The organism is Geomesophilobacter sediminis (assembly GCF_016458275.1).
Classification (GTDB): Bacteria; Desulfobacterota; Desulfuromonadia; order Geobacterales; family Geobacteraceae; genus Geomesophilobacter; species Geomesophilobacter sediminis.
On the sequence record NZ_JAEMHM010000023.1, the window covers coordinates 48,810 to 75,559 of the forward strand.

Annotated in this window: 17 protein-coding genes; 8 read left to right on the forward strand and 9 right to left on the reverse strand. The window is 63.2% G+C overall.

Going from position 1 to position 26,750, the window contains the following annotated elements; translation table 11 throughout:
* Positions 1 to 133 precede the first annotated feature (133 nt).
* The 4 genes from JFN93_RS22000 to JFN93_RS22015 all read left to right on the forward strand — a co-directional run bounded on the left by JFN93_RS22000 (position 134) and on the right by JFN93_RS22015 (position 5,313).
* Positions 134 to 1,747 (forward strand): methyl-accepting chemotaxis protein, encoded by a 1,614-nt coding sequence (locus tag JFN93_RS22000; RefSeq protein WP_199386452.1) that lies wholly within the window; start codon positions 134 to 136, stop codon positions 1,745 to 1,747.
* 343 nt (positions 1,748 to 2,090) lie between these two features.
* On the forward strand, positions 2,091 to 3,146 hold the full coding sequence (locus JFN93_RS22005; protein WP_236021896.1) for a S1C family serine protease: 1,056 nt from the start codon (positions 2,091 to 2,093) through the stop codon (positions 3,144 to 3,146).
* A gap of 484 nt (positions 3,147 to 3,630) precedes the next feature.
* On the forward strand, positions 3,631 to 4,530 hold the full coding sequence (locus JFN93_RS22010) for a sensor domain-containing diguanylate cyclase (protein WP_199386454.1): 900 nt from the start codon (positions 3,631 to 3,633) through the stop codon (positions 4,528 to 4,530).
* Between the two features lie 144 nt (positions 4,531 to 4,674).
* Complete coding sequence (locus JFN93_RS22015) at positions 4,675 to 5,313, forward strand: outer membrane beta-barrel protein (RefSeq protein WP_199386456.1); 639 nt, start codon at positions 4,675 to 4,677, stop codon at positions 5,311 to 5,313.
* A gap of 502 nt (positions 5,314 to 5,815) precedes the next feature.
* On the opposite strand, the gene JFN93_RS22020 is transcribed toward JFN93_RS22015, so the two are convergent.
* From JFN93_RS22020 to JFN93_RS22030, 3 genes are all read right to left on the reverse strand, one after another.
* The gene (locus tag JFN93_RS22020) at positions 5,816 to 8,386 is read right to left on the reverse strand and encodes a PAS domain S-box protein (protein WP_199386458.1); all 2,571 of its coding nucleotides are present in this window, start codon (positions 8,384 to 8,386) and stop codon (positions 5,816 to 5,818) included.
* Between the two features lie 6 nt (positions 8,387 to 8,392).
* On the reverse strand, positions 8,393 to 9,244 hold the full coding sequence (locus tag JFN93_RS22025) for a phosphate/phosphite/phosphonate ABC transporter substrate-binding protein (RefSeq protein ID WP_199386460.1): 852 nt from the start codon (positions 9,242 to 9,244) through the stop codon (positions 8,393 to 8,395).
* Between the two features lie 193 nt (positions 9,245 to 9,437).
* Positions 9,438 to 12,020, reverse strand: coding sequence for a methyl-accepting chemotaxis protein (locus JFN93_RS22030; protein ID WP_236021897.1), 2,583 nt, complete (start codon positions 12,018 to 12,020; stop codon positions 9,438 to 9,440).
* A 319-nt stretch (positions 12,021 to 12,339) separates the two neighbouring features.
* On the opposite strand from JFN93_RS22030, the gene JFN93_RS22035 reads away from it, so the two are divergent.
* From JFN93_RS22035 to JFN93_RS22045, 3 genes are all read left to right on the forward strand, one after another.
* On the forward strand, positions 12,340 to 12,573 hold the full coding sequence (locus JFN93_RS22035) for a hypothetical protein (RefSeq protein ID WP_199386462.1): 234 nt from the start codon (positions 12,340 to 12,342) through the stop codon (positions 12,571 to 12,573).
* Positions 12,570 to 13,007 carry a type II toxin-antitoxin system VapC family toxin gene (locus JFN93_RS22040; protein WP_199386464.1) on the forward strand — a complete coding sequence of 146 codons (438 nt, stop codon included), beginning with the start codon at positions 12,570 to 12,572 and terminating at the stop codon, positions 13,005 to 13,007. The genes JFN93_RS22035 and JFN93_RS22040 overlap by 4 nt, the downstream gene beginning before the upstream one ends.
* Positions 13,008 to 13,102: 95 nt before the next feature.
* Positions 13,103 to 14,020: a PLP-dependent cysteine synthase family protein gene (locus JFN93_RS22045; protein WP_199386466.1), complete on the forward strand. Its 918-nt coding sequence runs from the start codon at positions 13,103 to 13,105 to the stop codon at positions 14,018 to 14,020.
* A gap of 57 nt (positions 14,021 to 14,077) precedes the next feature.
* Here JFN93_RS22045 and JFN93_RS22050 read toward each other — a convergent pair whose 3' ends face one another.
* Positions 14,078 to 14,254, reverse strand: coding sequence for a hypothetical protein (locus tag JFN93_RS22050; protein WP_199386468.1), 177 nt, complete (start codon positions 14,252 to 14,254; stop codon positions 14,078 to 14,080).
* Between the two features lie 97 nt (positions 14,255 to 14,351).
* Between JFN93_RS22050 and JFN93_RS22055 the strand changes: the two genes are divergently transcribed.
* Positions 14,352 to 15,128, forward strand: coding sequence for a PEP-CTERM sorting domain-containing protein (locus JFN93_RS22055; protein ID WP_199386470.1), 777 nt, complete (start codon positions 14,352 to 14,354; stop codon positions 15,126 to 15,128).
* 364 nt (positions 15,129 to 15,492) lie between these two features.
* Here JFN93_RS22055 and JFN93_RS22060 read toward each other — a convergent pair whose 3' ends face one another.
* The 5 genes from JFN93_RS22060 to JFN93_RS22080 form a co-directional block, all read right to left on the reverse strand.
* Positions 15,493 to 16,575, reverse strand: a complete 1,083-nt coding sequence (locus tag JFN93_RS22060) for a DUF4434 domain-containing protein (protein ID WP_199386472.1) — start codon at positions 16,573 to 16,575, stop codon at positions 15,493 to 15,495.
* Positions 16,575 to 20,264, reverse strand: coding sequence for a tetratricopeptide repeat protein (locus JFN93_RS22065; protein WP_199386474.1), 3,690 nt, complete (start codon positions 20,262 to 20,264; stop codon positions 16,575 to 16,577). Before JFN93_RS22065 ends, JFN93_RS22060 begins: the two co-directional genes overlap by 1 nt.
* Entirely contained in the window at positions 20,261 to 22,543 is a 2,283-nt protein-coding gene (locus JFN93_RS22070) for a glycosyl transferase family protein (RefSeq protein ID WP_199386481.1), read from the reverse strand. Before JFN93_RS22070 ends, JFN93_RS22065 begins: the two co-directional genes overlap by 4 nt.
* A 21-nt stretch (positions 22,544 to 22,564) precedes the next feature.
* Complete coding sequence (locus JFN93_RS22075; protein ID WP_199386489.1) at positions 22,565 to 23,098, reverse strand: hypothetical protein; 534 nt, start codon at positions 23,096 to 23,098, stop codon at positions 22,565 to 22,567.
* Positions 23,099 to 23,259: 161 nt separating this feature from the next.
* Positions 23,260 to 26,262 carry an Ig-like domain-containing protein gene (locus tag JFN93_RS22080; protein WP_199386498.1) on the reverse strand — a complete coding sequence of 1,001 codons (3,003 nt, stop codon included), beginning with the start codon at positions 26,260 to 26,262 and terminating at the stop codon, positions 23,260 to 23,262.
* Positions 26,263 to 26,750: the final 488 nt, after the last annotated feature.

A 26,750-nucleotide genomic window follows, 5' to 3' on the forward strand; every position in this document is an offset into this window, starting at 1 on the left:
CTCTCTTTGGATGTCGTCTCACGTAGTTGTCGATTTTCCTTAAGCTTCGGTGATATTCAGCCGATAGAGATTTTTAACCGGAAGCGTACTTCTTCGTTATTCCTCGCCAGACCCAGAAAGGAGCGTCTCTGCAATGACTGCACTCTGGAATTTTTATCTCTGTCTCACTATCAAGACCCGCCTCATCATTCTCTGTTTCTGCTACAGCCTCTGCATTGTCGCCGCCACCATCGCCGGACGCTCTGATTCACTGCTGCTGCAGATCGGCGGCTCCGGCATGTTCATCGTCCTCGGGGCGATCTTCGGCGGCATCAACATCTGGGCCATCACCCACTCGATCGGCCGTGCCATCGGCCATCTCGAATGCATTGCCGGTGGGGACCTCAGCGGCGAGATCGTGGTCCGGCGCCGCAACGAGGTGAGCAAGATCATGGTCGCCATGAAGGAGATGGTCGGGCGGCTGACCGAGGTCCTGTGCAACATTCACGAGGCGAGCCTCCAGATGGAGCAGTCCTCCTTCCAGATCTCGGAAATCTCCGGAGAAATCTCCACGGCCAGCGTGTCGCAGCGGCAACGGGCCGCCGACGTCTCGACGGCGACCCGGGAAGTGCAGGAGATTTCCGAATCGGTCCGCGACCTGGCCGAGACGATGCGCTCCAACGCGCAGCAGACCGAGACCGAGGCCGAGGAGGGGCTCCAGGCCACCCGCGAGCACATCGACCAGATGCGCGAGACCGTTGAAGAGGTGATCCGGGCGGCGCAGGAAAACGAGGGGCTGAACCGGGTCGGCGAGCAGATCCATTCCATCATCGACGGGATCACCGACATCGCCGAACAGACCAACCTGCTGGCGCTCAATGCGGCGATCGAGGCGGCCCGTGCCGGCGAGCAGGGGCGCGGCTTCGCCGTGGTCGCCGACGAGGTGCGCAACCTCGCCTCGCGGACCGCGAAGGAGACCAAGGAGATCACCCGGATGATCGGGGAGCTCAGCTCGCAGGTGGCCCGGACCATGAAGACCATGGAGCAGGTGGTGACCCGGGTGCGCGACGGGGAGGCGAAGACCCTCAGCACCGCCGAGATCATCGAAAGCATGGTGGCGTCGGTTCGGGAGAACGCGGCGGCAAGCAACCGGATCTCCGAGGTGAGCGCGACCCAGATGGAACGCCTGCAAAGCCTGAAGGGGAGCCAGGAATCGCTTTTCTACACCATCGAGGACAACGGTTCCAAGGTCGGCGTCACCGCCACCATCAGCGCCGATCTGAACGAGGTGACCAAGGAGTTCAACCGGCTCCTGGAGACCTTCACCTTCAATACCCAGGCGATCATCGCCCCGAGCCAGAATGAGAAACGGCGCCATCCGCGGGCCCAGAACGGCCTGCTGGTGGAGGTACACCAGGAAGGGATTCTCCCCCACCTGAAGGGGGTGACCAAGGACTTCAGCCTTTCCGGGCTGCAGCTGCGGCTTTCCGGGGAGCGGGCCATTGATACCGGACGGATGGTGGAGCTCTTGATCATGCCGCCGAGCCTCTCCGTCGAGGAGTTCGGCCGGCAGGCCCCGCTGACCGTCATGGCGCGGGTGGTTTGGAGCCGCAGCGAGACCACCGGGTCGACCTGCGGGTGCGAATTCGCCAACGTAACGCCGGCTCAATTGCGCGGCATCGAATCCTGCTTTGCGCACTTCAAGAAGAACTCGCGCTTCGACCAGCTCCAAGCGGTGTCAACGTCCCTGCCGTCGGCGTACTTGTAAGCCGGCCGATCCCTACCTTGATGGCATGAATAGAAGCTCCTGTTTCGCAGTTGGCGAAGCAGGAGCTTTTTTGCGTCCGGGGACGAGCCTGGACACCCGGTGGGGAGCGCCATTTCGGGTGGGACTGGATTCCACCTCCTCAAAGGCAAATCCCCCCCAGCCCCCTTGACTCCGGTCCATACACCCTTCGCAAAGGGGGGAGCTCAAGGACCCATCGCTGCAGCTCGGGGCTCCTTGCTCTTCACTCACTCTTTGCTCATTGATTATTGCCCTGGCCGTCCTTATCTTCCCCCCTAGCCTTGGGCGAGGGAATCGTTCTATCCTACAGGGAGGCGATCGGCCCATGAGAAGGAGTACCGATATGGACGAGACGGAACGGAGCGGATTGAAACTGGTGGGTTCGGACGGGGAGTTCGGCGGCGAGGCGAACGGCAGCTGCCGGATCAAGAAGGAAGATGCCTCGGACGTGGAACTGTTGGATGCCTATTCGCGGGCGGTCATCACCGTCGTCGACACGGTCGGACCGGCGGTGGTCGGGATCGCCGTTGCCAAGCGGGGGGGCGGTCCGGAAATGAGCGGCGCCGGCACCGGGGTCCTCATCGCTCCCGACGGTTACGTCCTGACCAACGATCACGTGGTGCAGGGCTCGGACCAGGTGACGGTCACCCTGCAGGACGGCGTCACGCTCCCCGCGGCCCTGGTCGGCACCGATCCGGCCACGGACCTTGCGGTACTTAGGGCGGAAGGAGCGGGGCTCCCCTATGCCAATCTCGGCGATTCGGCTGCCTTGCGGGCCGGGCAGCTGGTGATCGCGATCGGAAATCCGCTCGGCTTCCAGTCCACCGTCTCGACCGGTGTCGTAAGCGCGCTGGGTCGGGCGTTGCGCAGCAGGGAAGGGCGGCTCATCGAAAACATCATCCAGCACACGGCGCCGCTGAACCCGGGGAACTCGGGCGGTCCGCTGGTGGATTCGCGCGGCCGCGTGGTCGGCATCAACACCGCCATCATCATGGCGGCCCAGGGGATCGGGTTCTCGGTCCCGGCCAACACGGCGCGGCTCGTGGTCTCGCAACTGCTCACCCACGGAAGGGTGCGGCGCGGCACCCTGGGGCTCGCGGCGCAGCAGCTTCCCCTGAACCGCCAACTGGCCCGTTATTACCACCTGCAGAACAAGTTTGCCGTCGAGGTGGTGGCGGTGAGCGAGCGCGGCTCGGCCTACCAGGCGGGCATCCGGCAGGGAGACCACCTGGTTTCGCTCAACGGGCAGATCGTGGAGAGCGTCGACGACGTGCACCGGATTCTGGCCGATTGGCCGATCGGCAAGGAGCTGCCGGTGGTCCTGCTGCGCGGCACGGAGCTGATGCACGTGCCGGTCACCCCGGTGGAATCGGCCGGGTAGCGGACATCAGCAGGAAGATGGGCAACGCCTGCTGGGGCGACATTCCTGTCGCGATTGACCACTGCTGTGGGAGTGCCATTCATGGCGCGAACCGCCGGAGGCGGTGACCAAGGTTGCAGTCATTCGCGCCGGGAAAGGCGCTCCTACAGGGTGAGTCGGCAGCTCCTTGTTATATGATGAGAACTGATCGCGACAAGAATGTCGCTCCTACAGTTTTTGCCTGCCGCCTTCCTGTCTCACGAAAACGGTTTGAGAATCCTGCCTCGACATCCCCTCGCTGCATCTTGCTTATCACCCTTTCTTTTTGCCTTCTGGTTTGTTGAATTCGTTCAGGATTCGTTGAACTAATGCGATTATGGTGTACTTTTGACCGTGGGCGTCAGAGGTCTTGAGGCACCGGTGTGAACCAAAGCCAGTAAGCGGCTTACGTTGTGACTGCCGAATAAATCTTTTCAGCCCGATTTGAGATAAAGCAGGAGGGTAAATGACGGACATATCAGCAAATGCGCTTCTGGATAGTCTGTTCGACGGCGTCTATTGCGTCGACGAGGAGCGACGCATCATCTACTGGAACAAAGCCGCGGAAAGGATCACCGGCTACACCGCCTCGGAGGTGATCGGCTCGCGCTGCTCCGACAACATCCTGCGCCACATCGACAACTGCGGCAACGAACTCTGCATCGGCATGTGCCCGCTCTTTGCCACCTTGCAGGACGGCAAATCCCGCGAAGCCGCCGTTTACGCCCACCACAAGGCGGGGCATCGGGTCCCGGTCCAGGTCCGCACCGCCCCCATCCTCGACGAAAACGGGGTGATGACCAGCGTGGTCGAGATCTTCACCGACAACGCGAACCAGGTCCAGATGGTCCAGGAACTGGAAAAGCTGCGCCGGGACGCCTTCAACGATCCGCTCACCGGAGTGGGGAACCGGCGCTACGGTGAGATCGCCCTCGATTCGATGACCTACGAATGGCGGATGCATTCCGTCGCTTTCGGCCTTTTGTTTGTCGACGTGGATCACTTCAAGAAGGTGAACGATCGCTGGGGGCATGACGTCGGCGACGAAGTGCTGAAGATGGTGGCACAGACGATCCGCAACGTGGTGCGGGGACTCGACATCGTGGCACGCTGGGGAGGGGAGGAGTTCATCGTGATCGTGCCCCAGGCGACACCCGAGATCCTGTCGTCCCTGGGCGAGCGGATCCGGGCCACCGTGCAGCACTGCTTCATCATGAAGGGGGCGGAAAAGGTAGAAGTTACCGTTTCGATCGGCGGCGCCGTAGCCTCCGATGACGATTCCCCGGCCAGTATCGTGGGCAAGGCCGATGCGCAGATGTACTACAGCAAGCGCCACGGCCGCAGCCGGGTGACGATTCACCAGTAGCTCTCCGGGATTTGCTGGCATCTGCCGATGAAAATCGCGCTGTTGGTCAACTTTATGCTGGATGAGGCGTTTCCTCTTAAGTATGTGCCGGCGTGAAATGGTGCCCGGCCCAATTCCAGGAGGATTGCAAACAGGGAGGTTGATATGAAGATGGGCAAGATAATCACTTTGGCACTGTGCATGATGATTGTTTCGGTTTCGGCGGCGTTTGCCGAAAGCAGCTACCTCAGTTTCAAAGGCGGCGTCTTTTTTCCCAATGCCGAGACCGACGGTCTCAACGATTTCAAGAACGGCTACAACTTCGAGGTCGCCTACGGGGTGAAGATCCACCCGAACCTCGCGCTGGAGGTCGGTACCGGGTACTACGAGTCCGAGATCAAGGATGAATTCACCAACACCTATCTGGACGCCTTCGGGACTCCCTATACCGTCACGCCTACGGTATCCGCCGTTCCAATACTGGTAACTCTAAAGGTCGTGGCACCGCTTGGCCCCGCCGCGGAGATCTATGCCGGCGCCGGCGGCGGCTATTACTACACCATGCTGGAAAACCGGGTGAAGGATCTCAACGGAGCCACCGTCGGCACCGACGAATCCTACTCGGCGAGCGCGCTGGGTTACCACTTCGTCGGCGGGGTGGATTTTAACGTCTCACCCCAGCTCTCCATCGGCGGGGAGCTGAAGTATTTCAACGTGAAACCGTCCTACGACGTCTCGGGCCACTCGCGCCAGGTCCAGTTCGGCGGGACCACCGCCAACGCCGTCGTGAAGGTCAAGTTCTAGATACTGAGGAGCTTCTTTACACCCGGCGGGCGCCGGGTGATCGCGCCTGGAAAGGCGCTCCCACAGTAATTGCCCATGCCTGGAAGTGAAAGGGCAGGCTGCTTTTTCCGGCGAACGCGGAAATGCAGCCTGCCCTATTTTGTCCCTGCTCGGCTAATCCTTATGGAGATTACCAAGCTGGAGCTTGGACGAAAAGGCTTGCGTTCCCAAGGTGGGCCTTGGGAACGCGACGGAAGCTGGAGCTTGGATGAGGCTTTGCGTTCGCACGGTGGCCCTTGGAACGAGAGGAGAACCAGGGTGGGCCCTGGGAACGGGAAGAGAGCCAGAGGCGAACGAGAGGAGAGACGGAAAAAACTAGCACGCTGCTGCCTACCCTGTGGGAGCGCCTTTCCAGGCGCGATCCGCCGGAGGCGGTGCGAACCATTAATCGCGGTGCGACCCGTTCATCGCGACCGGAATGTCGCTCCTACATACACGGCCAGGCGACACTCCCGGCATCCCCTCACGCGGCCGCGTCTATGGTTTCCCGCACCTTCCGGAGCAGCTCCATCGGCGCGACCGGCTTGAAGACGATCGGCATCTTCTCGTCCAGGAGCACCTTCTGCTGGACCAGGTCCGGTGCATAGCCGCTGGCAAAAAGGACCCTGGTCCCGGGCGCCTCTTCCCTGATCTCGTCGTACGCCTCTTTTCCCGTCTTTTTCGGCATCACCAGGTCGAACAGCAAAAGGGCGATCCGCTCCCGGTTTTCCCGGAATTTCTGCACCGCTTCCATACCATTGGTCGCCGTCAGCACCGTGTAGCCGAATTCCTCGAGCACCCCCCGGGTCAGGGTGCGGACCGTCTCGTCATCTTCGGCCAGAAGGATCGTCTCGGTACCGCGTACCTGGAAGCGCTCCGGTTCGGTGGGCCCCTCCTGGATGCTGGCGCTCAGTTGCGGCAGGTAGATCCGGAAGGTGGTCCCCTTGCCGGGCTCGCTGTACACGTTGATGAAGCCGTCGTGGTCCTTGACGATGCCGTACACGACGGCAAGCCCCAGGCCGGTCCCTTTGCCGACTTCCTTGGTGGTGAAAAACGGGTCGAAGATGTGCTCCTGGGTGGTCTTGTCCATCCCGCTTCCGGTGTCCGATACCGTGATCAGGACGTAACCCCCCGGCCGGCCGTAGCCGTGGATGGAGATGAACTGCTCATCGAAGCGGGTCGGCTCGGTGGTTATGGTGAAGATCCCGCCGGCTTCCATGGCGTCGCGGGCGTTGGTCGCGAAGTTCATCAGGACCTGCTCCAGCTGGTGCGGATCGGCCGACACCGGCATCGGCTCGGCATGGAGCGATACCCGGCACTCGACGTCTTCTCCGATGATCCGCTTCAAAAAGGTGGACGTGGTACGGATGATCTCGTTGATGTCGACGGTGCTCTTCTGGCTTACCTGCTTGCGGCAGAACAGGAGCAGGTCCTTGGTCAGGTGCGCCGCCTTTTCCGCGGCCCTAAGCATCTGGTCGATCGCATCGCGCCGGGGGTCGTCCTCGGCGCTCTGCAGCAGGGCCATGGTTCCATAACCGACGATGGCGGTCAGGATGTTGTTGAAATCGTGGGCGATTCCTCCCGCGAAGGTCCCGATGGATTCCATCTTCTGTGACTGACGCAACTGCTCTTCGAGGCGGTGGTGCTCGGTGACGTCCCGGAAATACCAGACTCGCCCGAGGTTGCGGCCGTTTTGGTCGACCATGGGGGAGGAGTACATGTCGAGGGTCCGCCCGTCCTTGAGCACCAGCTCGTCCCGACTCTTCTCCTCACCGTGCCGGTAGAGGTGTTCCAGCTTGGCCAAGAACTCGTCCGGGGCCTGGAGCTTGCCGGTAAGCGACTGCAGCACCAGTTGGTAGGCGCCGGAAGCGATCAGGTCCGGGGCCAGGTCCCAGATCTCGGCGAACCGGCCGTTGCTGGAGATGATGCGGCCGCTTCCGTCCACGGCGAGGATCCCGTCCAGGGAGGTCTCCTGCTGGGTGGACAAGAGGATGTTCTTCACCCGGAGCTCCTCCGAGGTCCGCTTCGGTTCGGATATGTCCCGTCCGATGGCGGCGGCGCCGATCACCGCGCCCGAGCTGTCGTACAGCGGCGATACGGTGAGCGAGACGTCGAACCATTCCCCGCTCTTTTTCACCCGCACCGTCTCCAGCTGGTAGATGTGCTCGCCGCGTGCCACCTTGGTCAGGATGGATTCCAGCTCGCCCTGCATCGGTGGGGGGATCAGCATCCGCACCGATTGCCCCTTCACCTCTTCCTCGGCGTAGCCGTACATGGCCGCCGCGCCGCGGTTCCAGGTGAGGATGGTGCCGTCCAGGCTCTTGCTGAAGATGGCGTCGTCGGAGGACTCGACGATGGAGGCGAGCCGGCGGATCTCCTTGATCCGCTCCAAAAGCTCGCTCTGGTAGCCGCGGATGGAGTCGCGCATCTCCGCGAACCGGTCCACCAGCTCGCCCACCTCGTCGCGCCCCCCTTTCCCCAGATCGGCATCGAAGCGCCCTTCGGCCAGATGTTTCGAGGCGCGACTCAGCGTCTTGACCGGGCGGATCACCATCCGTTCCAGGATCCAGGCGGCGCTCGCCACGAAAGCGACGATCAGGCCGAGCATCACGGTCAAAAGTTGGCGGTTTCGGTGCCTGGTCTCGGAGAGGACGGGGGCGAAGTCGACCTTGACGGTGAGGGTGCCCAGTTCCGTGCCGAGGTAACCGATGTGGCGGGTGAGGGTGCGGACGTCGTCGGAGTGGACGCCGGGGGGCGCCTTGGGCTCTTCCAGCGGGTAGAGGAGCAGGTGGTCCCGGTCCATCAGCTGGATTTCCAGCCAGTTCCCGTTCTTTTTCTTGAGGGCGTCGAGGTTTTCGTAGATGGTGTCGAGGTTGTGCCCCAAAAGCAGGGGAATCAGCCCCTCGATCACGCTGTCCAGGTGCCGCTCCGTGGCGCGCTGGTAGGTCTGCTCGATGTTTTGCAAAGACGCGGGGAGATAATGCGCGTAGAGGTAGTGAGCCAGAAGCACACTGAAAAGGGCCAGCGGGAGCAGTACCTTGCTGCGCAGGTTCATGTAGTCTCAGTCCCCTTGCGGAATCCAGTAGTGTTCCAGTCCCCAGTCGACCATCTTCAGATATTCGCGTTGCGTGGTGGGACCGATCTGCAGGAAGGGAACCTTGGCGAGAAGCTCCTTCCCCTTGGGATCGCTCCCCATCGCGATCAGCGCCTGGCGCACGATTTCGGCGTCCCGCTTGGGGACCCGGGGGTGGACGGCGACGGGGTGCGAGGGGATCGGGCGGGTCCGGTGGATGACGCGCAGGGCATCGCGCACCGCCGGCGGCTGCTCCGCGAGCGTCTTGTCGATTCCGCCTCCCGCCGCGGCCATCCCTTTCACCACGTGGAGGTACACCGAGCTGTGGGTCTTGACGTAGAGGGGGGTGATGGCGACCTGCATCTGGTCCAGATCGGCCCGCATCATGAGCGAGGCGCCGATGGCGTTGGGGGAGGGGAGGGCGACCGTCTTCCCGTTGAGCTCCCGGACCGACCGGACCGGGCCCTCCTTTTTCACCACGAGGACGCCGTGGATCTGCGTCTTGTCGCAGACCAGCGGGAGGTACCCCTGCGTCTTCCTGGTCTGGACGATGTAGTAGGGGTTCACGTAGATGAAGTCGAAGGAGCCGCGGGAGATCTCCCGGTCGAAATCCTGGATCTGGAGCGTGGTGACCAGCCGGAAGGAGAGGCCGGTCCGCCGTTCCAACTCGTCGACGATCGGCTTCCAGATCGCGTAGAGCTTACGTTGTTCGTACTGCGGCACGATGCCGATGGTGTAGCTTGACGCGGCCAGGGCGGGGGGCGCAATGTTGGGGAAAAGTATCGGCAGCAGAAACAGCAGGCAGACTACAGTCATTGCAGGGATGCCACACTTTCTCATAGCGTCCTCCTCTGCGACCCAGGCTGTTATAACTATAGACAACAATTGGCTGAAGTCTACCTGAGGGTGACTTAATATTTGAAAGCCTCGCGCACTGAGAGTTTCGAATTCGGCTCCATCGTATCTATGAGCAAAAAAGAAGGGGGGGAGCCGCACGGCTCCCCCCCTTCTTTCAGCAGCAGGACCTTTGGTGTCAGTATCTTTCGAATCCGTCCTCGGCTCCCAGGTCGAGCGCCGCCCCTGGTGCGGTCAGGCTCGGCTGCCGGGTGCGTCCGGATTTAGTTTTTTTCGGCTGCCGCAGGGGCGCCGCGGCTGCGGCGTTACGGGCCCGGGTCGTTTCCTCCAGTTGGAAAAAGTCGATGGTGCTCTGCAGCTGTTCCGACTGCGACGAGAGTTCTTCGGCAGTAGATGCCATTTCCTCCGCCGCGGAAGCGTTTTGCTGGATCACCTGGTCCAGCTGCTGGATCGCCTTGTTGATCTGTTCCGCACCGGCGTCCTGCTCTCTGCTGGCTGCGGAAATCTCCTGCACCAGTTCCGCGGTCCGCTGGATGTCGGGGAGGATGCGGTTCAGCATCTCGCCGGCCTGCTCCGCGATCTCCACGCTTGTCGAGGAGAGCTCCGAAATTTCCGCGGCGGCGCGCTGGGAGCGCTCGGCAAGCTTGCGGACCTCGCTGGCGACGACCGCGAACCCCTTGCCGTGCTCGCCGGCCCGCGCCGCCTCGATGGCGGCGTTGAGCGCGAGGAGGTTGGTCTGCCGGGCGATCTCCTCCACGATCGAGATCTTGGCGGCAATCGCTTTCATGGCGGTAACCGTCTGGGCCACCGCCTTGCCCCCCTCCTGCGCATCGGCGGCGGACTTGACGGCGATCTTTTCCGTCTGCAGGGCGTTGTCGGCGGTCTGCCGGATCGTGGAGGACATCTCCTCCATGGCCGATGACGCCTGCTCGGCCGCGGCCGCCTGTTCCGTCGCCCCCTGCGACATCGCCTCCGAGCTTGCCGACAGCTGCTGGCTCCCGGACGCCACGTTGGCCGCCGCACCCATGACATCGCTCACCACGTCGGCGAGTTTCTCCACCATCTCCGAGAGGGCGTGCATCATCTCGTCCTTGTCCGAGCGCATGGCGAGCTTCACTTTCAGGTTTCCTTCGGCGACCGCCCGTGCTCCTGCGGTGATCTGCTCGGTCGCCTGGATCAGGACGTTGAGGTTGTTCTTGATGGTGTTGAAATCACCGTTGTAGTTATCGGTGATCGGCGCCGGGAGGTCCCCCTTGCTGATCCGCTCCACGTAGTTGGCGGCGACGTTGAGCGGGTCGATCACCGCGTCGAGCGTGTCGTTCACCCCCTGGACGATCTTGCGGAAATCCCCCTGGTGCTTGCCGGCGTCGGCGCGCGTCGCCAGGCGCCCTGCCACGGCCGCGGCGGAGAGCATGTTCGCGTCGGCGATCAGTTCGTTGACCGCCCGGATTGCCTGGTTCAGGTTGTTCTTGATGGTGTTGAAGTCGCCGTTGTAGTGGTCGGTGATTTCCGGGGGAATGTCCCCCTTGCTGATCCGGTCCACGTAGGTTGCCGCCATGTTGAGCGGACCGATGACGGCGTCAAGCGTGTCGTTCACCCCCTGGATGATCTTGCGGAAATCGCCCTGGTGTTTTTCAGCGTCAGCGCGGGTTGCCAGGCGCCCGGCGACTGCGCCTGCCGACAGCTGGTTCGCGTCGGCGATCAGTTCGTTGACCGCCCGTATCGCCTGGTTCAGGTTGTTCTTTATGGCATTGAAATCCCCGTTGTAGCTGTCGGTGATCTCCGGCGGAATGTTCCCTTTCGATATCTTGTCCACGTAGTCTGCCGCCACGTTGAGCGGGCCGACCACCGCGTCGAGGGTGCCGTTGAAGCCGACGATGATGTCCCGGTAGGCCCCCTGGTGCCGGCTCGCGTCGGCGCGGGTCGACAGCTTCCCTTCCACCGCATCGGCGCAGAGCTGCCCCGCATCGGTGCAAAGGGCCTGGATGCTCTCGGCCATGGTCTGCATCGAGGTGAGGAGCTGGCCGGTCTCGTCTTTGGAGACCTCCCCGGCGCTTCCCGAAAGATCGCCCCGGGCCAGCCGGTCCGCGAGCTCCACGCCGTCGCGGAGCCTGCGGTTGATGATGCGGGCCACCCAGAAGGCGAGGAACATCCCCACGGCCACCGCAGCGGCTATGGCGCCGGCAATGAAGGTGCGGGAGCTTTGGTAGGTGGCGGCGGAATTCTTGTAGGCGGAAAGGGCCAGATCGTCGTTCAGGGCGATCTCCTTTTCCAGCGCGGCCATCGCGGCCAGGAAGGATTTGTAGGAATCGCCGCGCAGGGCGGTCAGCGCCTGCTTCTTGTCCTTGCGGGAGAGATCGATCAGGTTCTTGTGCAGCTCGATGAAGGTGACCCAGGAAGAATTGAACTGTTCGTGAAGCTTCTTCATCTCCCCGGACGGGACCAGCTTTTGATACTGGTCGTCGAGCTTCTTCAGATCGACCACTTCCTGCTGCATCCGCTTTTCATACTTGTCCATGTCCGCTGCGGATTCCGAGAGCAGGTGCTGGAACTCCGCCCGGCGGAAATCCCCCACCAGGGACTGGATCCTGCCGATGGTCCGGACCCGGGAAAGCTTGTCGGTCGCGATGTCCACCGTGGAATCGTTCACTACGGACAGCTGCCGTAGCGAAAAGATGCCTTGGACCACCGACAGCACCAGCACGACCGAAACCACCAAAACGATCTTCCCGCTGATTTTCAAATTGCTGAACCAGGCCATGTTTTGCCTCCCCACGTAATGATCCCGCCATGTTGCAGGCGGTTCCGGACTGCGGCCGTCTCCAACCGAAGTGTCGCTTCCTTAAGGTGCCAATTTAATAAGACTTTCCTGTCCCTGTTATCGGCCGTTTCCTTGCCAGCTTAAGGACGTACTTATCTGTGTTGATTATTTTCGGCTAATCAGGCGGGGCGGGGCGATGAGGAGCGGAAGCTGTCTGCCGGGGTGGTCTGCCCGCGTTTTTGCACCGGTGGCTTTTTCCGAACTCCTTTGCTAAGCTTGAACAAGAAGTTGTTGAATTATTTGTTGAACGGAGTGCGTGATGGCAACGGTCAATTTCAGTGTCCCCGACGAGATCAAGGAGCTCTTTAACGCCGCTTTTGCAGGGAAAAACCGGAGCGCGGTGATCGCCGGCTTGATGCGCGAGGCCGCCGAACGCGAGCTTGCCCTGCGCCGGCGCCGGGAAGCCGTGGCTGCGATACTCAAGGAGAGGGCTGATACACCCGTGGTTTCAACTGAGGAGGTGCTTGAGGCCGTGCAGGAGATCAGGCGATGAAGCCGGTTTTGGTGGTCGATGCCAGCGTGAGCGTGAAATGGTTTCTGTCGGCTCCTCCGGGAGAGGCTAGTGCCGCAGCAGCCCTGGCTCTGCTTGAGGCTTATTCGGAGGACCGGTTTTCCCTCTACCAACCCCCGGTCTGGCGATCCGAGGTATTGGGCGTCCTCTGCCGTTTGGCGCCACTATCGGCTTCCCGGTACGCCCAGGGGCTTCTCTCGTTCGACTATCGGTTGGCCGATGCGGACGCGGTGTACCTGAAGGCCATCGAGCTTTCGATCCAACTGGACCATCACCTCTTCGACACGATCTATCATGCCGCGGCATTGTTGCATCCCCAGGCCACATTCGTGACTGCTGACGAGAAATATCGGGCCAAGGGGGAACGTTTGGGGAGGATACTGCCGCTGGTGTCGTGGAAGGATGCTCTTTGGTAAGAAGGGCCGTCATAAACCATTTCCACGCTTGACACCTCTTGGGGCGAGGGGGTATCTTGACTCGGTTTAATTTAAATCCCGTCCGAGGGCATTCAATGAAAGGTCAAAGTCTCATCGAGTCGATCGGCTCGACCCCCCTGATTCAGATCCATTCCCTCTGCAGCAATCCCAAGGTCCGGATCATGGCGAAGCTGGAAGGGAATAACCCCGGCGGCTCCGTCAAGGATCGTCCGGCTCGGCAGATGATTCTGGCCGCCGAAAAAAGCGGCGAGCTCACCGATGACAAGGTGATCCTGGAGCCCACCTCCGGCAACACCGGCATCGCCCTGGCGATGATCGCCGCCGCGCGCGGCTACCGGATCAAGCTGGTCATGCCCGCCTGCGTCAGCGTGGAGCGGCGCAGCGTCCTGGAGGCTTACGGCGCGGAGATCGTCCTGTCGCCGGGGTGCGAGGCGACCGACGGCGCGATCCGCCTGGCACACAAGATCCTCGCCGAGGATCCGCAAACCTACTACATGCCCAACCAGTACGCCAATCCGAACAACGTACTGGCCCACTACGAGACCACCGCGCCGGAGATCTTAAGCCAGACCGACGGCGAGGTCACCCATTTCGTGGCCGGCATGGGGACCAGCGGCACCCTGATGGGGGCGGCGAAGTTCTTCCGCGAGAAGAAGCCGTCGGTCCAGGTGATCGGGGTTGAGCCGGTTTTGGGACACAAGATCCAGGGGCTCAAGAACATGCAGGAGGCGATCGTTCCGCCGATCTACGATCCGCAGGGCTACGACCGGAAACTGGTCATCGAGGACGACGACGCTTTCGAGACCGCCCGTCTGCTTGCCGCCAAATACGGTATCTTCTGCGGCATGTCCGGCGGCGCCGCCATCGCCGGTGCCCTCAAGGTGGCCTCGGAAATCGAGTCGGGGACCATCGCGGTGATCCTCCCGGACCGCGGCGACCGCTACCTCAGCACCAACCTCTTCAAGTCGATGTGCGCCCAGTGCCCCCCCTGATCGTTTCCCGTTGGCTCGAAAAGAAAGGGCGGCGCCTTACGGCACCGCCCTTTTCTGTTATGCCCCCTTTTTTTCTACTGCACTGAACTCAAATGCGCGGAAAACAGTCAGGAAGTGGAACAGATATTGCTGAACATTTACTGAAACAGATGGAATGAGACGGCTTGTGTAAAGAATGTCGACACGGTGCGTGCCGCCGGTAGCATCAGCAGACAAAGCTATTGCTAAATCCAATTGCTGCTCATGGTTGTTTGAATAATGTTCTTTGTCTGAGGGTAACCGTAGAGTATAATCGGCCCGCGATGAGCCCATCATCCAGTCAGGAGAGACGATGAAAACGCTGGCGAGAATGTTGTTACAGATTGCTGCGGTATCCGTGCTGCTGTTTGCCGGACCGGTGAATTCGCAGGCAACCCTGGTGCACCCGGTGAGCTACGACATGATGAACGGCTCGGGTGTGGCGCGCGGCGGTGAATACAACTACTGGGATGCCACCTACAGCGTGAACGGTGCGATCCCGGCCAATGCCACCGTCGACGGTGCGCAGCTGAGCGGGGGAAGCGGCAAACTCACCGACGGGGTCATCGCGGACCAGAGTCACAGCTGGGAATGGACCGACACCTCGGGGGTGGGGCACACCGACCAGAACCTGCTGGGGACCGGTCCCTACGTCGGCTGGACCTGGGGCAATCCGACCATCACGTTTCATTTCGGGCAGAAGGTGAACATCAACGACATCACCTTCTATGTGGACAATCCGGGAAACGATATTTACGGCCACCCGCGCGGCGGGGTCGCCGCACCGAACAGCATCGTCATCGGCAGCAACACCTACGACACCAATAAGCCCTCCACGGGCCAGGGACCGATGGCGATCGACATCAAGGTCGGATTGAGCGATATCGACCAACTCGTGGTGACGCTGAACCGCGATATCGCGCAAGACAAGTTCTGGCTCTTCATGAGCGAGGTAACCTTCGACGACGGCCTTTCCGATCCCGCGGCCGCGGTTCCCGAACCCTCGACCGTGGTGCTGGTGGCTGCCGGACTGGCCGGCCTGGCGATGGTGCAGTGGCGCAAAAGGAAAGCGGCGGCGCGTTGCCGGTAAGAGCGGATAGCCGGAACTGACGCAGGAGAATAAAAAAGAGACGCCCCCTTCGGTGCGTCTCTTTTTGTTTATGGGGCCCTCGTTCCCAAGGTCCACCTTGGGAAACGCACATATGGTCAAAGCTCCAGCTTTGTAATGTCCGATTGCGAAGCTGGAGCTTCGCGAGTCGGTGACGTTCCCAAGCTGGAGCTTGGGAACGAGACTACGCTTAGGCGATTAATTTGCGGATTTCGGGCGACGAATTTTCCACAAGGCCTTAACCACCGCAGAAATATCCGATGGGTACGCAACAAAGTAGAGGGCCGGCTTCAAGGTTCCCTCTCCTTCAAGGAGAGGGACAGGGTGAGGATGGGGTTCGTTCAGCTCAAGGTTTCGCCGGAAGCGTTCCCAGGTACTTCCGGTACTCCCGCAAAAGCTCGCCCGCCGCCGGCCCGGCGTCCGGGGAGAGGTAGTCGGGGACGCTGAAGGCTTCGATCCCCCCGCTGGCATATTGCGCCGCTTGCTGCAACTGCCCCTTCACCCGCGCAAACGGAGCCGGGACCGCCTTAAACGGCGCTTCCGACAGCAGCGTGAAGAGTTCCACCACCACCTGGAGCCGCTTTTGGGCATCGTCCGCGGCACCGCGCACCGCCGCCAGGTAGATCGGGAGGAGCGCGCCGGGGAGTTGGCCGGTACCGGCTCCATCCTGAAAAAGAAGTTCATCCGCCGCGCTTTCCTGCAAAAGCTCCCGCCAGAACTCACGGTAGGTTTCCGGGTCCATCCGTCCCCGGGTAAAACCGGAAATGAGCACCTCCCCCCGCGGGGTGAGCTGCTTCAGATAGGCCGAGGTCTGCGCGACGTGCCGGTACAAAAGCGTCCGTGCGGCCGGCTCGCGCCAGTTCAGGTCGTCGATCTCCTCCGGGAGGTACCACCCGGCAAAAGAGGGATAGCGCGCGGCGGTATTGACCAGTTCCCGCGCCACCCGCTCGGATTTCCAGCGCAGCCTTTTCAGGTATTCCTCACGCCGCGCCTGGTCCTTGATCTTCTCCCAGTACTGCGAATCCGCCGCCAGGCCCAGGTAGACCGTCATCTTCCGCTGCGCCGCCAGGGCCAGGATCGTCTCCACCGGCGGCTTCGGCACGGCGGCGAAGCTCCCGGTGGCAAAGAAGGCACGGTTATCCAGAAGCGACCACTGCACCACCACCCGGCGTACCCCGATCCCCTGCAGTTCGTCGAAAAGCTTCTCCCACCGGGCCGGTTCCCAATTGCCGTGCTTCTCGACGAGCTGGATGAAGGTCCCGTCCAACACGGGCTGTTTCTGCACCGCTGGGGCTGCCGGGGCGCCGGCCGGGGCCGGCTTTGCCAAAGGAGCGGCGGTTCCCAGCCTTGCCACGAAGAGCAGAAAAAGCGCGATCGCCGTCCCAGCCCGGAAGCTGCTGAACCACTTCGTCGCCGACATCATCGCCATCAGAAGTTCACCCCCACGCCGACCACCGCGGTGTCGTAGCCGCCGCGGTCGTTCCCGGTTCCCCTGCCGTAGAAGTAGCCATGCTTGTAGCTCACCGACAGGTCGACCGAACTCCGGTAGGTCTCCCCGCGCGTTTCATTGAAGAAGTACCGCAGCGAGAGGCCGGCTCCCCCCTCGGCGTAGTCGCCGCCGACCCCGTAGGGTGACTGCCAGCGCGCGTCGAGCACGAGGTAGGGGGAAAGCAAGGTGTCGGGCCGCAGGGTAAAGGCGCGTCCCTTGCGGAGTTCGGTATAGGTGGCGACGGTGTGGGCGGTGAGGTACCCGTCCAACTCCCCGTAGATGAGGTAGTAGTCGGTGCTTTTCTCCCAAGGGGTCGGTTCGAACCCGGCGCCCCGGGAGTAGAGGAGCCGGCCGAGCCAGTCGGCCATGCCGTTTCGGCCGATCCGGAAGAGCCGCTCGCCGCTGATCCAGAGGTTTTCCTCCTTGAGGAGCTTGTAACGCACTCCCAGCCCCGCCTGGGTGGAGGTCCCGTTGTAGGTGAGCCGGTCCGGATGGAGGTCGCCGAAGACCCGGCCGAACACCTCGAGGATCCGGTCGTCGATCAGGCCGATCTTCGGCGGGCGGTAGGCCGCTTCCACGCCGAGCTGGCCGTTCAGCCCCGCCACGGTGGTGCTGTTGTTGGTGACCAGGGTGGTCTGCGCCTTGCCGGCCCGGTAGGAGGCATAGGCGGTGGCGGTGAAGGTGCGGCGGAGCTTTGCCAGCTCGGAGCGGAGACGATAGGCATCCTGCTCGCGGGCGAGACTTTCCTCGGAACCGTCCGCGGCAAGCTCCGGGAGGCGCTCCAGCGCCTCGGCGAACCAGCGGTCCGCCTCTTCGTTTCGGCCCGCGTGCTCGTTGGCGTAGCCGAGTTCCTCGCGCAGTTTCACGTTGTCCGGGTTGCGTGCCGCCACCTTCTTGAACAGCGGGATGGCGTCGGTGAAGCGGTCCTCGGCGAGATAGGCATAGCCCAGCGCGAGGAGGTACTCGTCGCGCTCCGGCTCCTTTTCCCGCGCGGCGCGGAACCGGTCGATCGCCTTGGCCCGCTCCCCGGCCTTGAGGTAGAGAACGCCGAGGGCGTGGCTGCGTGCCGCGGTCGGCTGCTGTTTTCGGTTTTCCTCCAGAAGCGCCAGCGCCTCGGGGAGGTGCCCCTGCTTTTCCAGCTGGGCCGCTTTCAGGTCCTGGTATTCCAACCGGTCCTCGGGAGAAAGCTGCTTCGGGTCGACCTGATCGAGCACCGCGCCACTCTCCGTTTCTTTCCCGGCGCGCTGCAGCATGCCGGCGAGTTTCAGGTTGAGCACCGGATCCGGCCCGCCGGCCAAGGCCAGGGAGAAGGCTTGCGCCGCATTGTCGTAGGCGTGTTCTTCGGCGTAGAGATAGCCGAGGGTCGCCTCGATCCGGCGGGTAAGCTCCTTGGATTTGTCCGGCTGGCGCCGGGCGATCTGGAGGTAGTGGATGGCGACGCCGGGGCGGTCCAGTTCCTTTTGGCACAGGGCCATCTGGAGCAGGGTGGCCGGCTCCTTTGCTTCCGGGTCGGCGAGGGTGAACTGTTCCAGCGCTTCATCCCAGCGCCTTTGCTTATAACGGACCAGACCGAGATAGTAGTGCCGCTGCCGGTTTTCGCCGCACAGGCGCAGCGACGCGGCAAGGGCCGTTTCCGCCTCATCGGTCTGATTGAGTTTCAACCGGTCCTGGGCGAGCGCTTCGGCCGCCGAACAGCGATCGGCCGCTGCCGCAGCCTTTCGGGCCAGGACCTGCTGAAAGCGAGGGATGGCCGCTTCCGGTCTGCCGGCGGCGTCGTAGAGGTTCGCCAGGGTCAGGAGGGTAGCGGCAGTGTCGTCGCCCGACTGGACCAGCTGTTCGAACTGCTGCGCCGCTTCCAGGGGGTGCCGCTCCCGCTCCAGGATGACCCCTTTCTGCCGTAGCGCGTCGCGGCGCAGCGAAGGAGCGAGCGCGGCCAAGGCGAGCACCTGGTCCAGGCGGCGCAGCGATTCGGCGTGGTTGCCGCCGGCCTCCAGGAGCCGGGCCAGGCGGATCATCTCGGCCGGATCGGCCGGGCCGGAGGAGAGGGCCTTTTCCAGCTCTGCTGCCGCGGCTGCGCTCTGGCCAGCCTTCTCCAGCGCCGCACTTTTTTCCCGGTGCGCCTGAAGGGTGAGCTCGGCGGAGATCCCCGGCGTTGCCAGGGCGCGCTCCAGGCGGGAGAGCGCCTCGTCGGTCGTCCCCGCCAAGGTAAGGAGCCGGGCCTGGCGTATCAGGAGCTCCGCTCGGTGCGGGTCGCCCCCCTCGGGAAGCCCCTTTTCCAGTTCGGCCGCCGCGTCGCGGTACCGGCCGCTCTTCTCCAAGGCGAGCGCCAGGTTGGCATGGGCGTCGCGGCGCTCCTTGTCGGTCAACTCCAGGGCGAGGGCGCGTTCCAGGACCGGCACCGCCTGGGCCCACTGCTCCAGCCGGACCAGCAGGACCCCGAACCGGAACTGCGCGTCCCCATGGTTCGGGTGCCGGGCGACGAGCTGCCGGTAGGCGTGGGCGCTTTCCTTGAGATTGCCGGCAGATTCCAGCACCTGGGCGAGCTCGGCGAGCGTCTCCGCACCGGCCCGGTTCCCCTGCTGGGCGATCGCCGCTTTCAGCTGCGGGATCGCGGCGGCGTAGTCGTTGCGCTTTACGTAGAGGTTGGCCAGGAATAGCCGGTCCTGGGGAGTGGCTTTCCCGTGGCGGACCAACTGGGCCAGCCACTTCTCCGCCTCGCGCAGGTTTCCGGCGTGATAGGCGGCGTCGGCGAGGGCGCGCAGGGCGGCGCGGTTTCCGGGATCGTTGGCGGCTACCGTCTCCAAGGCGTGCCGGGCCCGGTCGGGGAGGTTCAGTTTCCTGGCCACCTCGGCCTGTTCCAGTGCGGCCGCCAGCCGCTCCGGCGCGGTGCTGGCGTGCTGTTCCGCCGCCGCGTAGGCATTAAGGGCATCGGGGAGTCGTCCCGCCTTTTGCAAAAACGATCCCGCATCGAGCCAGCGCCGGTAGGTCGGCTGCGCCTCGGCGAGCGCCACGAAGAGCCGGGCCGCCGCGGCATGGTCTTTTCCGGAGACGGCGAGATCGGCTCCCGCGGAGAGGGCGAAGATCCGGTCCTCGGAGCGGATTCCCGGGGTTGCCGCCACCTTTTCCAAAAGGGCCAGGGCCTGAACCGGATCGCCGAGCCGTCCCAGCGCCTGCGCCTTGTAAAGCGCCGCCGGGACGAAGTTGGGGAAGCGCTTCAGGACGACGTCGGACTGGGCGATCTCCTCGCGGTAGAGCCCCATCCGCTCCAAAAGCGCCACGTAGGAGAGGCGCGAGCGGATGTCCTCGGGGACCAGGGTGAGGTAGGCCTCGAATTCCGAGCGCGCTTCGGCGAGCCTGCCGGCGCGCTGCATCCGGTAGGCCCGGTCCAGGCGCGGGTAGGAGCGGTAGCGCTTGACCTCGTCCAGGACGAGCTTCTCTTCCTTGGGGCCGAGGTACTTGTGCAGGTAGTAGGCGAGGTCGGGGCGGTAGGCCGGCGTCTCGGCGGCCCCGGCCGGCGCGCCGGCGCTGAGTGCCAGCAGGAAAAGGAGAGCGGCCAACCGGGCGCCGGAGCGGGTGTGCCCCTTGCGGGATGCGCTGCGCGGGAAGGCAAAAGGGTAACGGCACTTCATGCCCGGCGCCTCCTCTGGTTGATCTCGTGCAAGAGGGCGGTGACCGTCTCCTGGGTCACCGCGCCCATTTCGGAAAGGATGTCGCCCAGCGCACGGAAACGGGTCTTTTGCAGCTTGGTGGCCCGCTCCAGCTGCTGGTCGGTGAGGAAGCCCTGGCGCACCAGGAACTCGCCCAGCCGCTCGCCGGGGTTCTGGACCTGCTGGTCGAAGGCGCTGTTCAACTCGTGGACCGTGATCATCCCCTCGTCGAGGAGGATGTCCCCCAGGCGCGCGTAGCTTTTCCTTTGCCGCTTGAGTGCCTCGCGCAGGGTCTCCGGGGTCACCAGGTTCTTTTCCAAAAGGAGCTCCCCGAGCTTGGGACGGTCGCTCTCACCCTGCTCCAGCCGCTCGTAGCCGCGCTGGATCGAGAAGGAGAGGCTGCTCTTCGCGGTGAGGCAGAGTTCGACCGGCATCGCCACCGCTTGCTCGATGGCGCTCAGCTCGTCGCGGTGCGGCAGCGCGGCGGCGGCCAGGATGAGCCGGTTTTCCTTGAGCTCGACCGGGAAGACCGAGTAGCGGACCGCGAGCTCGCGCGGCAAGAGCCGCAAAAGCTCCAGCGGCGTCTGGTACGGATCGATCTCCCGGGTGGTGATGCGCAGCTGCATCCCCAGGGTCTGCACCAGCTCGTCCTCGCTCACCAGCCCTTTTTGCATCAGGATGTCGCCCAGAAGCCGCCCGCTGCGCTTCTGTTCGGCGATCGCCTCTTCGAGCTGGGTGAAGTTGATCAGCCTGCGCTCCACGAGCATGTCGCCGATGCGCCGGCGGAAGGCGGAAAGCTCCTCCTCGGAAGGGGGGGCGTGCTGGGTGTGGTCCCACTTGATCCACTTGCCGGTGACCAGGTACTGGTAGAAGAGAAACAGCGCCCGGTTGGTGGCGAAAAAGTTGACGAAGTTGGCCCAGACGAAGTTGACCACCGACAAAAGCGCCCGCTTCAGGTCGTAAAACCGGTAGACGCAGTACATCCGGACCGCCAGGCGGAGGAACAAAAAGATCGTGGTGACCTGGATGATGTGCCAAAGGAGCGATCCCTGCTCCACCAGGGGGGGATACCGGTAGGCGTCCGGGTGGAGCCAGACCACCAGGTAGTAGCCGAGGACGAACAGGATGACCAGGTACCCCAGCATGTTCACCTGGCTGGTCAAAAGCGCCTTGCGGTCCTTGAACAGGACGTACTTGGTCAGAAAGTCACCCTCCCAGCGCAGGTTCTCCCAACCCTGCAGGGCGATCCCCGCGATCCAGCGCGACTTCTGGCGCACCGCCGCCTTCATGGTGGCCGGGAAGACGTTGCGGATGGACACCAGTTCGTCCTTCTCCACCTGGCGCGTCTTGCCGGTGAGGCGGGATTTGCGGGGGACGGTGCGCCGGATCGGGAACTTGACGAAGATGGCCCGTTCCACCCCGACCGCCTTGAGGCGCATCCCCATCTCGTAGTCTTCGGTGAGCGAGCCGAGCTTGAAGACCATGTGCTGCTCGTTGTCGCTGGAGAGGATTTCCAGCGCCTCGCGGGAGAAACCGCACCCCACCCCGGCGCAGGGGATGCCGCGGCCGAAGACTTCCCGGATCACCATGTTTTTGTGGTGGTTCTCGGCGAACTCGTCCATGTAATGGGCACGGGTGAGCTGGTACCAGTGGGCCGGCTCGAAAGGGACCACCGGGAGCTGCACCATGTTCTTGCGCGGGATCAGGTAGTTCATGAGTTTCAGCGCCAGCGGGTGGATGATGTCCTCGGCATCCTCCATGACGAAGATGGGGAACTCGAAGCCGTTGGCTTTCTCGAAGTCCTTGATTCCCCAGTAGACCCAGTTGAGGCAGTCGGCCTTGCTGGTCGGGCCGGGGTCGCGGCAGACGATGCAATGGATGTTGTCGTGCAGTTCGCGCAGCCGGGCCACCTCGCGCTGGGTGTCCAGGTCGTTGGGGTAGGTCCCGATGAAGACGTGGAAGTTCGAATAGTTGAGGGTGGCGATGGTGTTGTTGACCATCGAAAAGATGATCGCCGACTCGTTCCAGGCCGGTACCATGACGGCGATCGGCTGCTCGGGGACGGCGAGGAGTTCCTGTTCGGTCATCCGCCGGTGCCGCTTCCACACGAACAGGGCGCGGTAGATGGAACGGGTGAAGTAGATGACGTCGACGACGAGGTCGTCGATGCCGCTGACCAGGAAGATGCCGGCGACCAGGAAGAGAAGCCCCTTGAACCCGACCATGATGTACGCGAGATAGTCTACGAAGGATAAAGCCATTGATTACCTGAAACTGGCCGGCTACGGCACCAGGGTGACCGTCGGGGCCTGGAACTGCGCGGTGATGTCGTCGGCGAACTGCGTAGCGCTGTCGCCGGATGCGTGGAAATCGAGGATCTGGAAGCTGGCGGCGGGGGCGGTGACGCCGGCCGGCACTTCGCACGATAAAGTGGCAAACTCACCGGCGCCGAACGCGACCGGGCTGGTAAAGGCCAGGGTAACCGCGTTTCGGCCCGGGGAGCCGGCGGAATAGGTCCCGAACAGCGGGCGCGGAAAGAGCTGCGAGGTGACATTGGCGAAGGGGGCCGCTCCCGAAAAGCGGAATACCCCCGGCGCGGTCTGCCGCGTTCCGGTCACCGTGCGCAGCGTGACCCCTTGCGGCAGCAGCAGGGTGACGGTGATGCCCTTGGCCTGCGGCGTTTGGCCCGGCTGGGCGACCGTGGCGAGTTTCACGGCGATGGTGCTCGACCCCGAGCCTGAACCGCCGCCCCCGCAGGCACTGATCAGCGCCGCGGCGAAAAGCAGGATGATCGACGCGAGAAACCAGGCCGGCATAGCTGGGGGAGCGCCCTTACCGGTGCGAAAGGCGGTGGTCAATCGCGCCCGGAAGGGCGCTCCCACAGGGCTGGCGCTCGAGGCCCGAGATATGGACCTGCTTTCCTCCACGCCCCGATCCCCGATCCCGGACCCCAGACCCCGCTTTTTCACATTGATGGTTACCAAAGCCCTACGATCCTTTCCAGGACGGCGACGACGTCCTGCAGGTTGATCTTGGTGCGGCCGGGAGCCGGCTGCGGTTTCCCGGTGGCACGGTTCACCGGCGCCAGGATGATCCGACCCGGATCGACCGCCGGCTGCGGCTCCAGCCCTACCGCGACCCGGAAAAACTTCAGGGCGGCCGCGAGGTCGACCTTGCCGTTGTTGTTGATGTCGCCGTAGGAGTCGGTGGCGATCGGAAGGGCGCGCCCCCCGGCGACCGAGCGACCGAAGATGTCCTTGACCTGGGCGGTGACCGTGACGGTGTAGCCGGAGCCTGCGGCCAGCGGCTGGTCCGGTGTGAAGCTGGCGGTCATGGTCGCGGCGTCGTAGCTGACCGTGCCGGAGAGAACGTGGCCGGCGGCATCGGTTACGATCAGCGTCGCGGTGGTCAGGGTCGCCGGGTCGATGGGGACGGTGAAGGTCACGGTGATCGGCCGGTTGATGGGGATCGGCCCCTGCTGCCCCGCGGACGGGGTGAGGTCGTGCATCACGTAGACCTGCACGGTGTGCCTTCCCTTGGGGAGGAAGAGCCGGTACTGGCCGTAGAACGGGTAGATCGGGGCGTCGTAGGTCTGCCCGTCCACCAGGACCCGGAACGGCTCGCTGTCCAGCTTGGCGAACGCCTCGACGGTAAGGACCCCTTTCTGCCGGGGCGATTCGTAATCGGCGCTGATGCCTCCCGGCACCACCGCGGCATCGTGGAGCAGGCAACTGGCCGAGACCAGCCGGATCCCGTTGTAATACTCGCCGCGCACCAGCCGTACCGTGTGATCCCCTGTCGGCAGGAGGATGCCGTTGTCCACGCTGCTCCACCCCGGCCATTCCCTGCCGTCCAGGGAAACCCGGTCGAAATGCTCCCCTTCGAGCTTCACGGTCCGTTTCGCGGAGTAGGAGACCGTGGCCGCGTCGGGGCGGGTGACCGTGGTGTCGGCGGCCAGGGCCCACTTCAGGCGGGCGAAGTCCTCGGCCTGGACCGTGTTCTCCGAGAAGAGGGCCAGGCGGTTGCTGTCGGAGAACATGTTCTTGAGCAGCAGCGAGAATTCCTGCCCGGTCTGGATGTTGGCCGGGAAATGAAAGGCGGGGAGCCCATTGGACCCGACGTGGGACTGGGTGACGATGTTGACGTCGAACATGAGTGCGCTGGGATCAGCCTTCAGATGCGGGAATTCATTCTGGTAGGTGTTTTTGAAGTCGCCGTAGCGGTACGGATTGGAACTCCAGAACTGCCAGGGATCTTCAACCTGAACCGCGAAATCGAAGGTGTTCATGAAGCCGAGGATCGCCGGGAGATCGACGCCGGTGTCGGTAAAGCTCTTTTGGGTAACGTCGGGGTAGCTGTAGTTCTGGCTGTCCACGGCGGTCAGGATCACGTCGAGATCCGCCGCCTTCGGGTTGTGAAAAATCCCGTCGAGGAAGGTGTGGTGCAGCCCGGTCACGACGTTCTCCCGATACTGGAGAAACTGGCCCCATGCGGTCGGATCGTTGAGATAGTAATGCGGGGAGGCGGGGTCAAAGAAGACGATCGGGTCCAGACCGGAGATGGCCGCATAGTTCTGCCGGAAGTCGACGTTCATCGGGGTGAAGTACTGCAGCGAGGCCGCTTCGTTGTCGTAGTAGATCTCGGCGAGGTTGACGCCGTCCCAGTCGTAGCCGGTAAGTACGTCGTCGACGAACTGCTGGACCGACCCGAGGCAGACCGGGTTCTGCAGGTTGACCATCAGCCGCCAGAACGCATAGTTCTCGCCGGCGCCGGCGGTCTGTTCCCGGCACTCGGGTCGGGTGAACCAGAACTTCTGGCTGACGTGCGGGATTGCGAACCATGCGTAGACCTTGATCCCCCAGAGGTGACAGACGTCGATCAGGTGCTGGTACCCGAAGGTCCATTCCTGCGCGGTCTGCTCGTTGATCCAGAAGTGCCACCCGGCAGCGTAGACGGTGGTGATGCCGCGCCCGGCCCAGCCCCGCACCAGGTCCTCCACGTAGACTTTGCTCAGGTCGTAGTTCCCCGGATCGAAGTAGGCGTCGATGGAGCCGGCGGAGACGGCGGGCTTGAGGCGGAAGTGGTCCGCGAAATGGTACAGGAGGTAGGGGTGCCCCTTGGTCCCGTAGGTCGAGAAGTGGTCGTAGTAATCGGTCCCGACGTAGAGGATGGCCCCCGCCCCGTTGCGGCGCCCGATGGCGATGGGACGTCCCGTTGCCTGGTCGTAGGAAAAGACGGTGTCGCCGGCGGCGGTGTCGAAGAAATCGACCGGTTCCCCATCGGCCCAGATCTGGAACAGCTGCGGGTTCAGGTAGTCGACGAATTGGGTGACGGTGCCGCTGCCGCCGGAGTAGGAGATGCCGAGCGCCTCGCTCAAGGAGCTTTTGCCGAAGAGGAGGATCGATCCCCCTTCCTCCACATAGGAGACGACTTGCTGGACGGCATCGGCGGAGAGGGCCCGCGCCGCAGAGGACGGCAGCACCAGGATGTCGCCCACGGTGCCGGCGGCAAAGGAAGCGGCGAGGTCGTCCACGCGCTCCACGTTCAGCCCGTACACCCCGAGCATGGTAGCGAGGCTCTGCCGGTCGTTGTCCTGATCGGTGCCGGCGGCTGCGCCGGCGACCAGGGAGACTTTGGGGGTGGTCGCGACCACGGGCACGGCAGCGGCGGCCGCGACGTCGACGGTAATCTGGTTCGGGGTGCCGCCCGGGTTGTCGGCGCAGGAGAAGCTGACCGGGTAGCTCCCGGCGCTGCCGAAATCGGGGACCCAGGTGAAAAGACCGGTGGCCGGATCGAGATGGGAACCGGTGGGGAGGTTGCCGGAAGTTACCTGGGTGCAGCTTGCTGGCGCATCGGGGAACTGGACCGTGTAATGGAATAGGTCCTTCTCCTCGATGGAATACGAGGCCGCCCCCGCGGCAGAGGAGATCACCAGCACCATCAGGAACGATCCCAGCAGGGCCGGGGTATGCCAGCGCAAGGGCCTCACCGCGCCGGCTCCCCGCCGCTTTGCCGCTGTTCCAGTTCCTGCGCCACCGGCGCCATCTTGGTGGCCTCCGGCCGGGTGCCGAAGACGGAAACGACCTTGATCATGTTTCCTCTTTCCTTGCTGGGGCGAAGTATTGTCACAAGGACTCTTGGGACAGTCAGGGATCACAATCTGAAAACTAGCTTCTCTTAAAGAGAGTGTCGGATTGCTTTACACTCGTTAGCTTTTTATGCTCTATGGTGGGGCGATCATGTGTATCGTAGGAAGCGATAGTTTCGAAGTTTCAGCAAAATAACACACTTTTCCGCAAATGTCAGTAGTGAATTCTAGAGCAAAAAGTCCTCTTTGGTCCTGTATACAAAATGATTAGGCTTTGCTGAGTCAGCTTCCCTGGTATTGACACGGTCGGGAGGCACGACTATTTTGGCGGGGGCAGGGAGCGCCGCCTGGGGTGCCTGCATCGAGGCAACATCAAACTT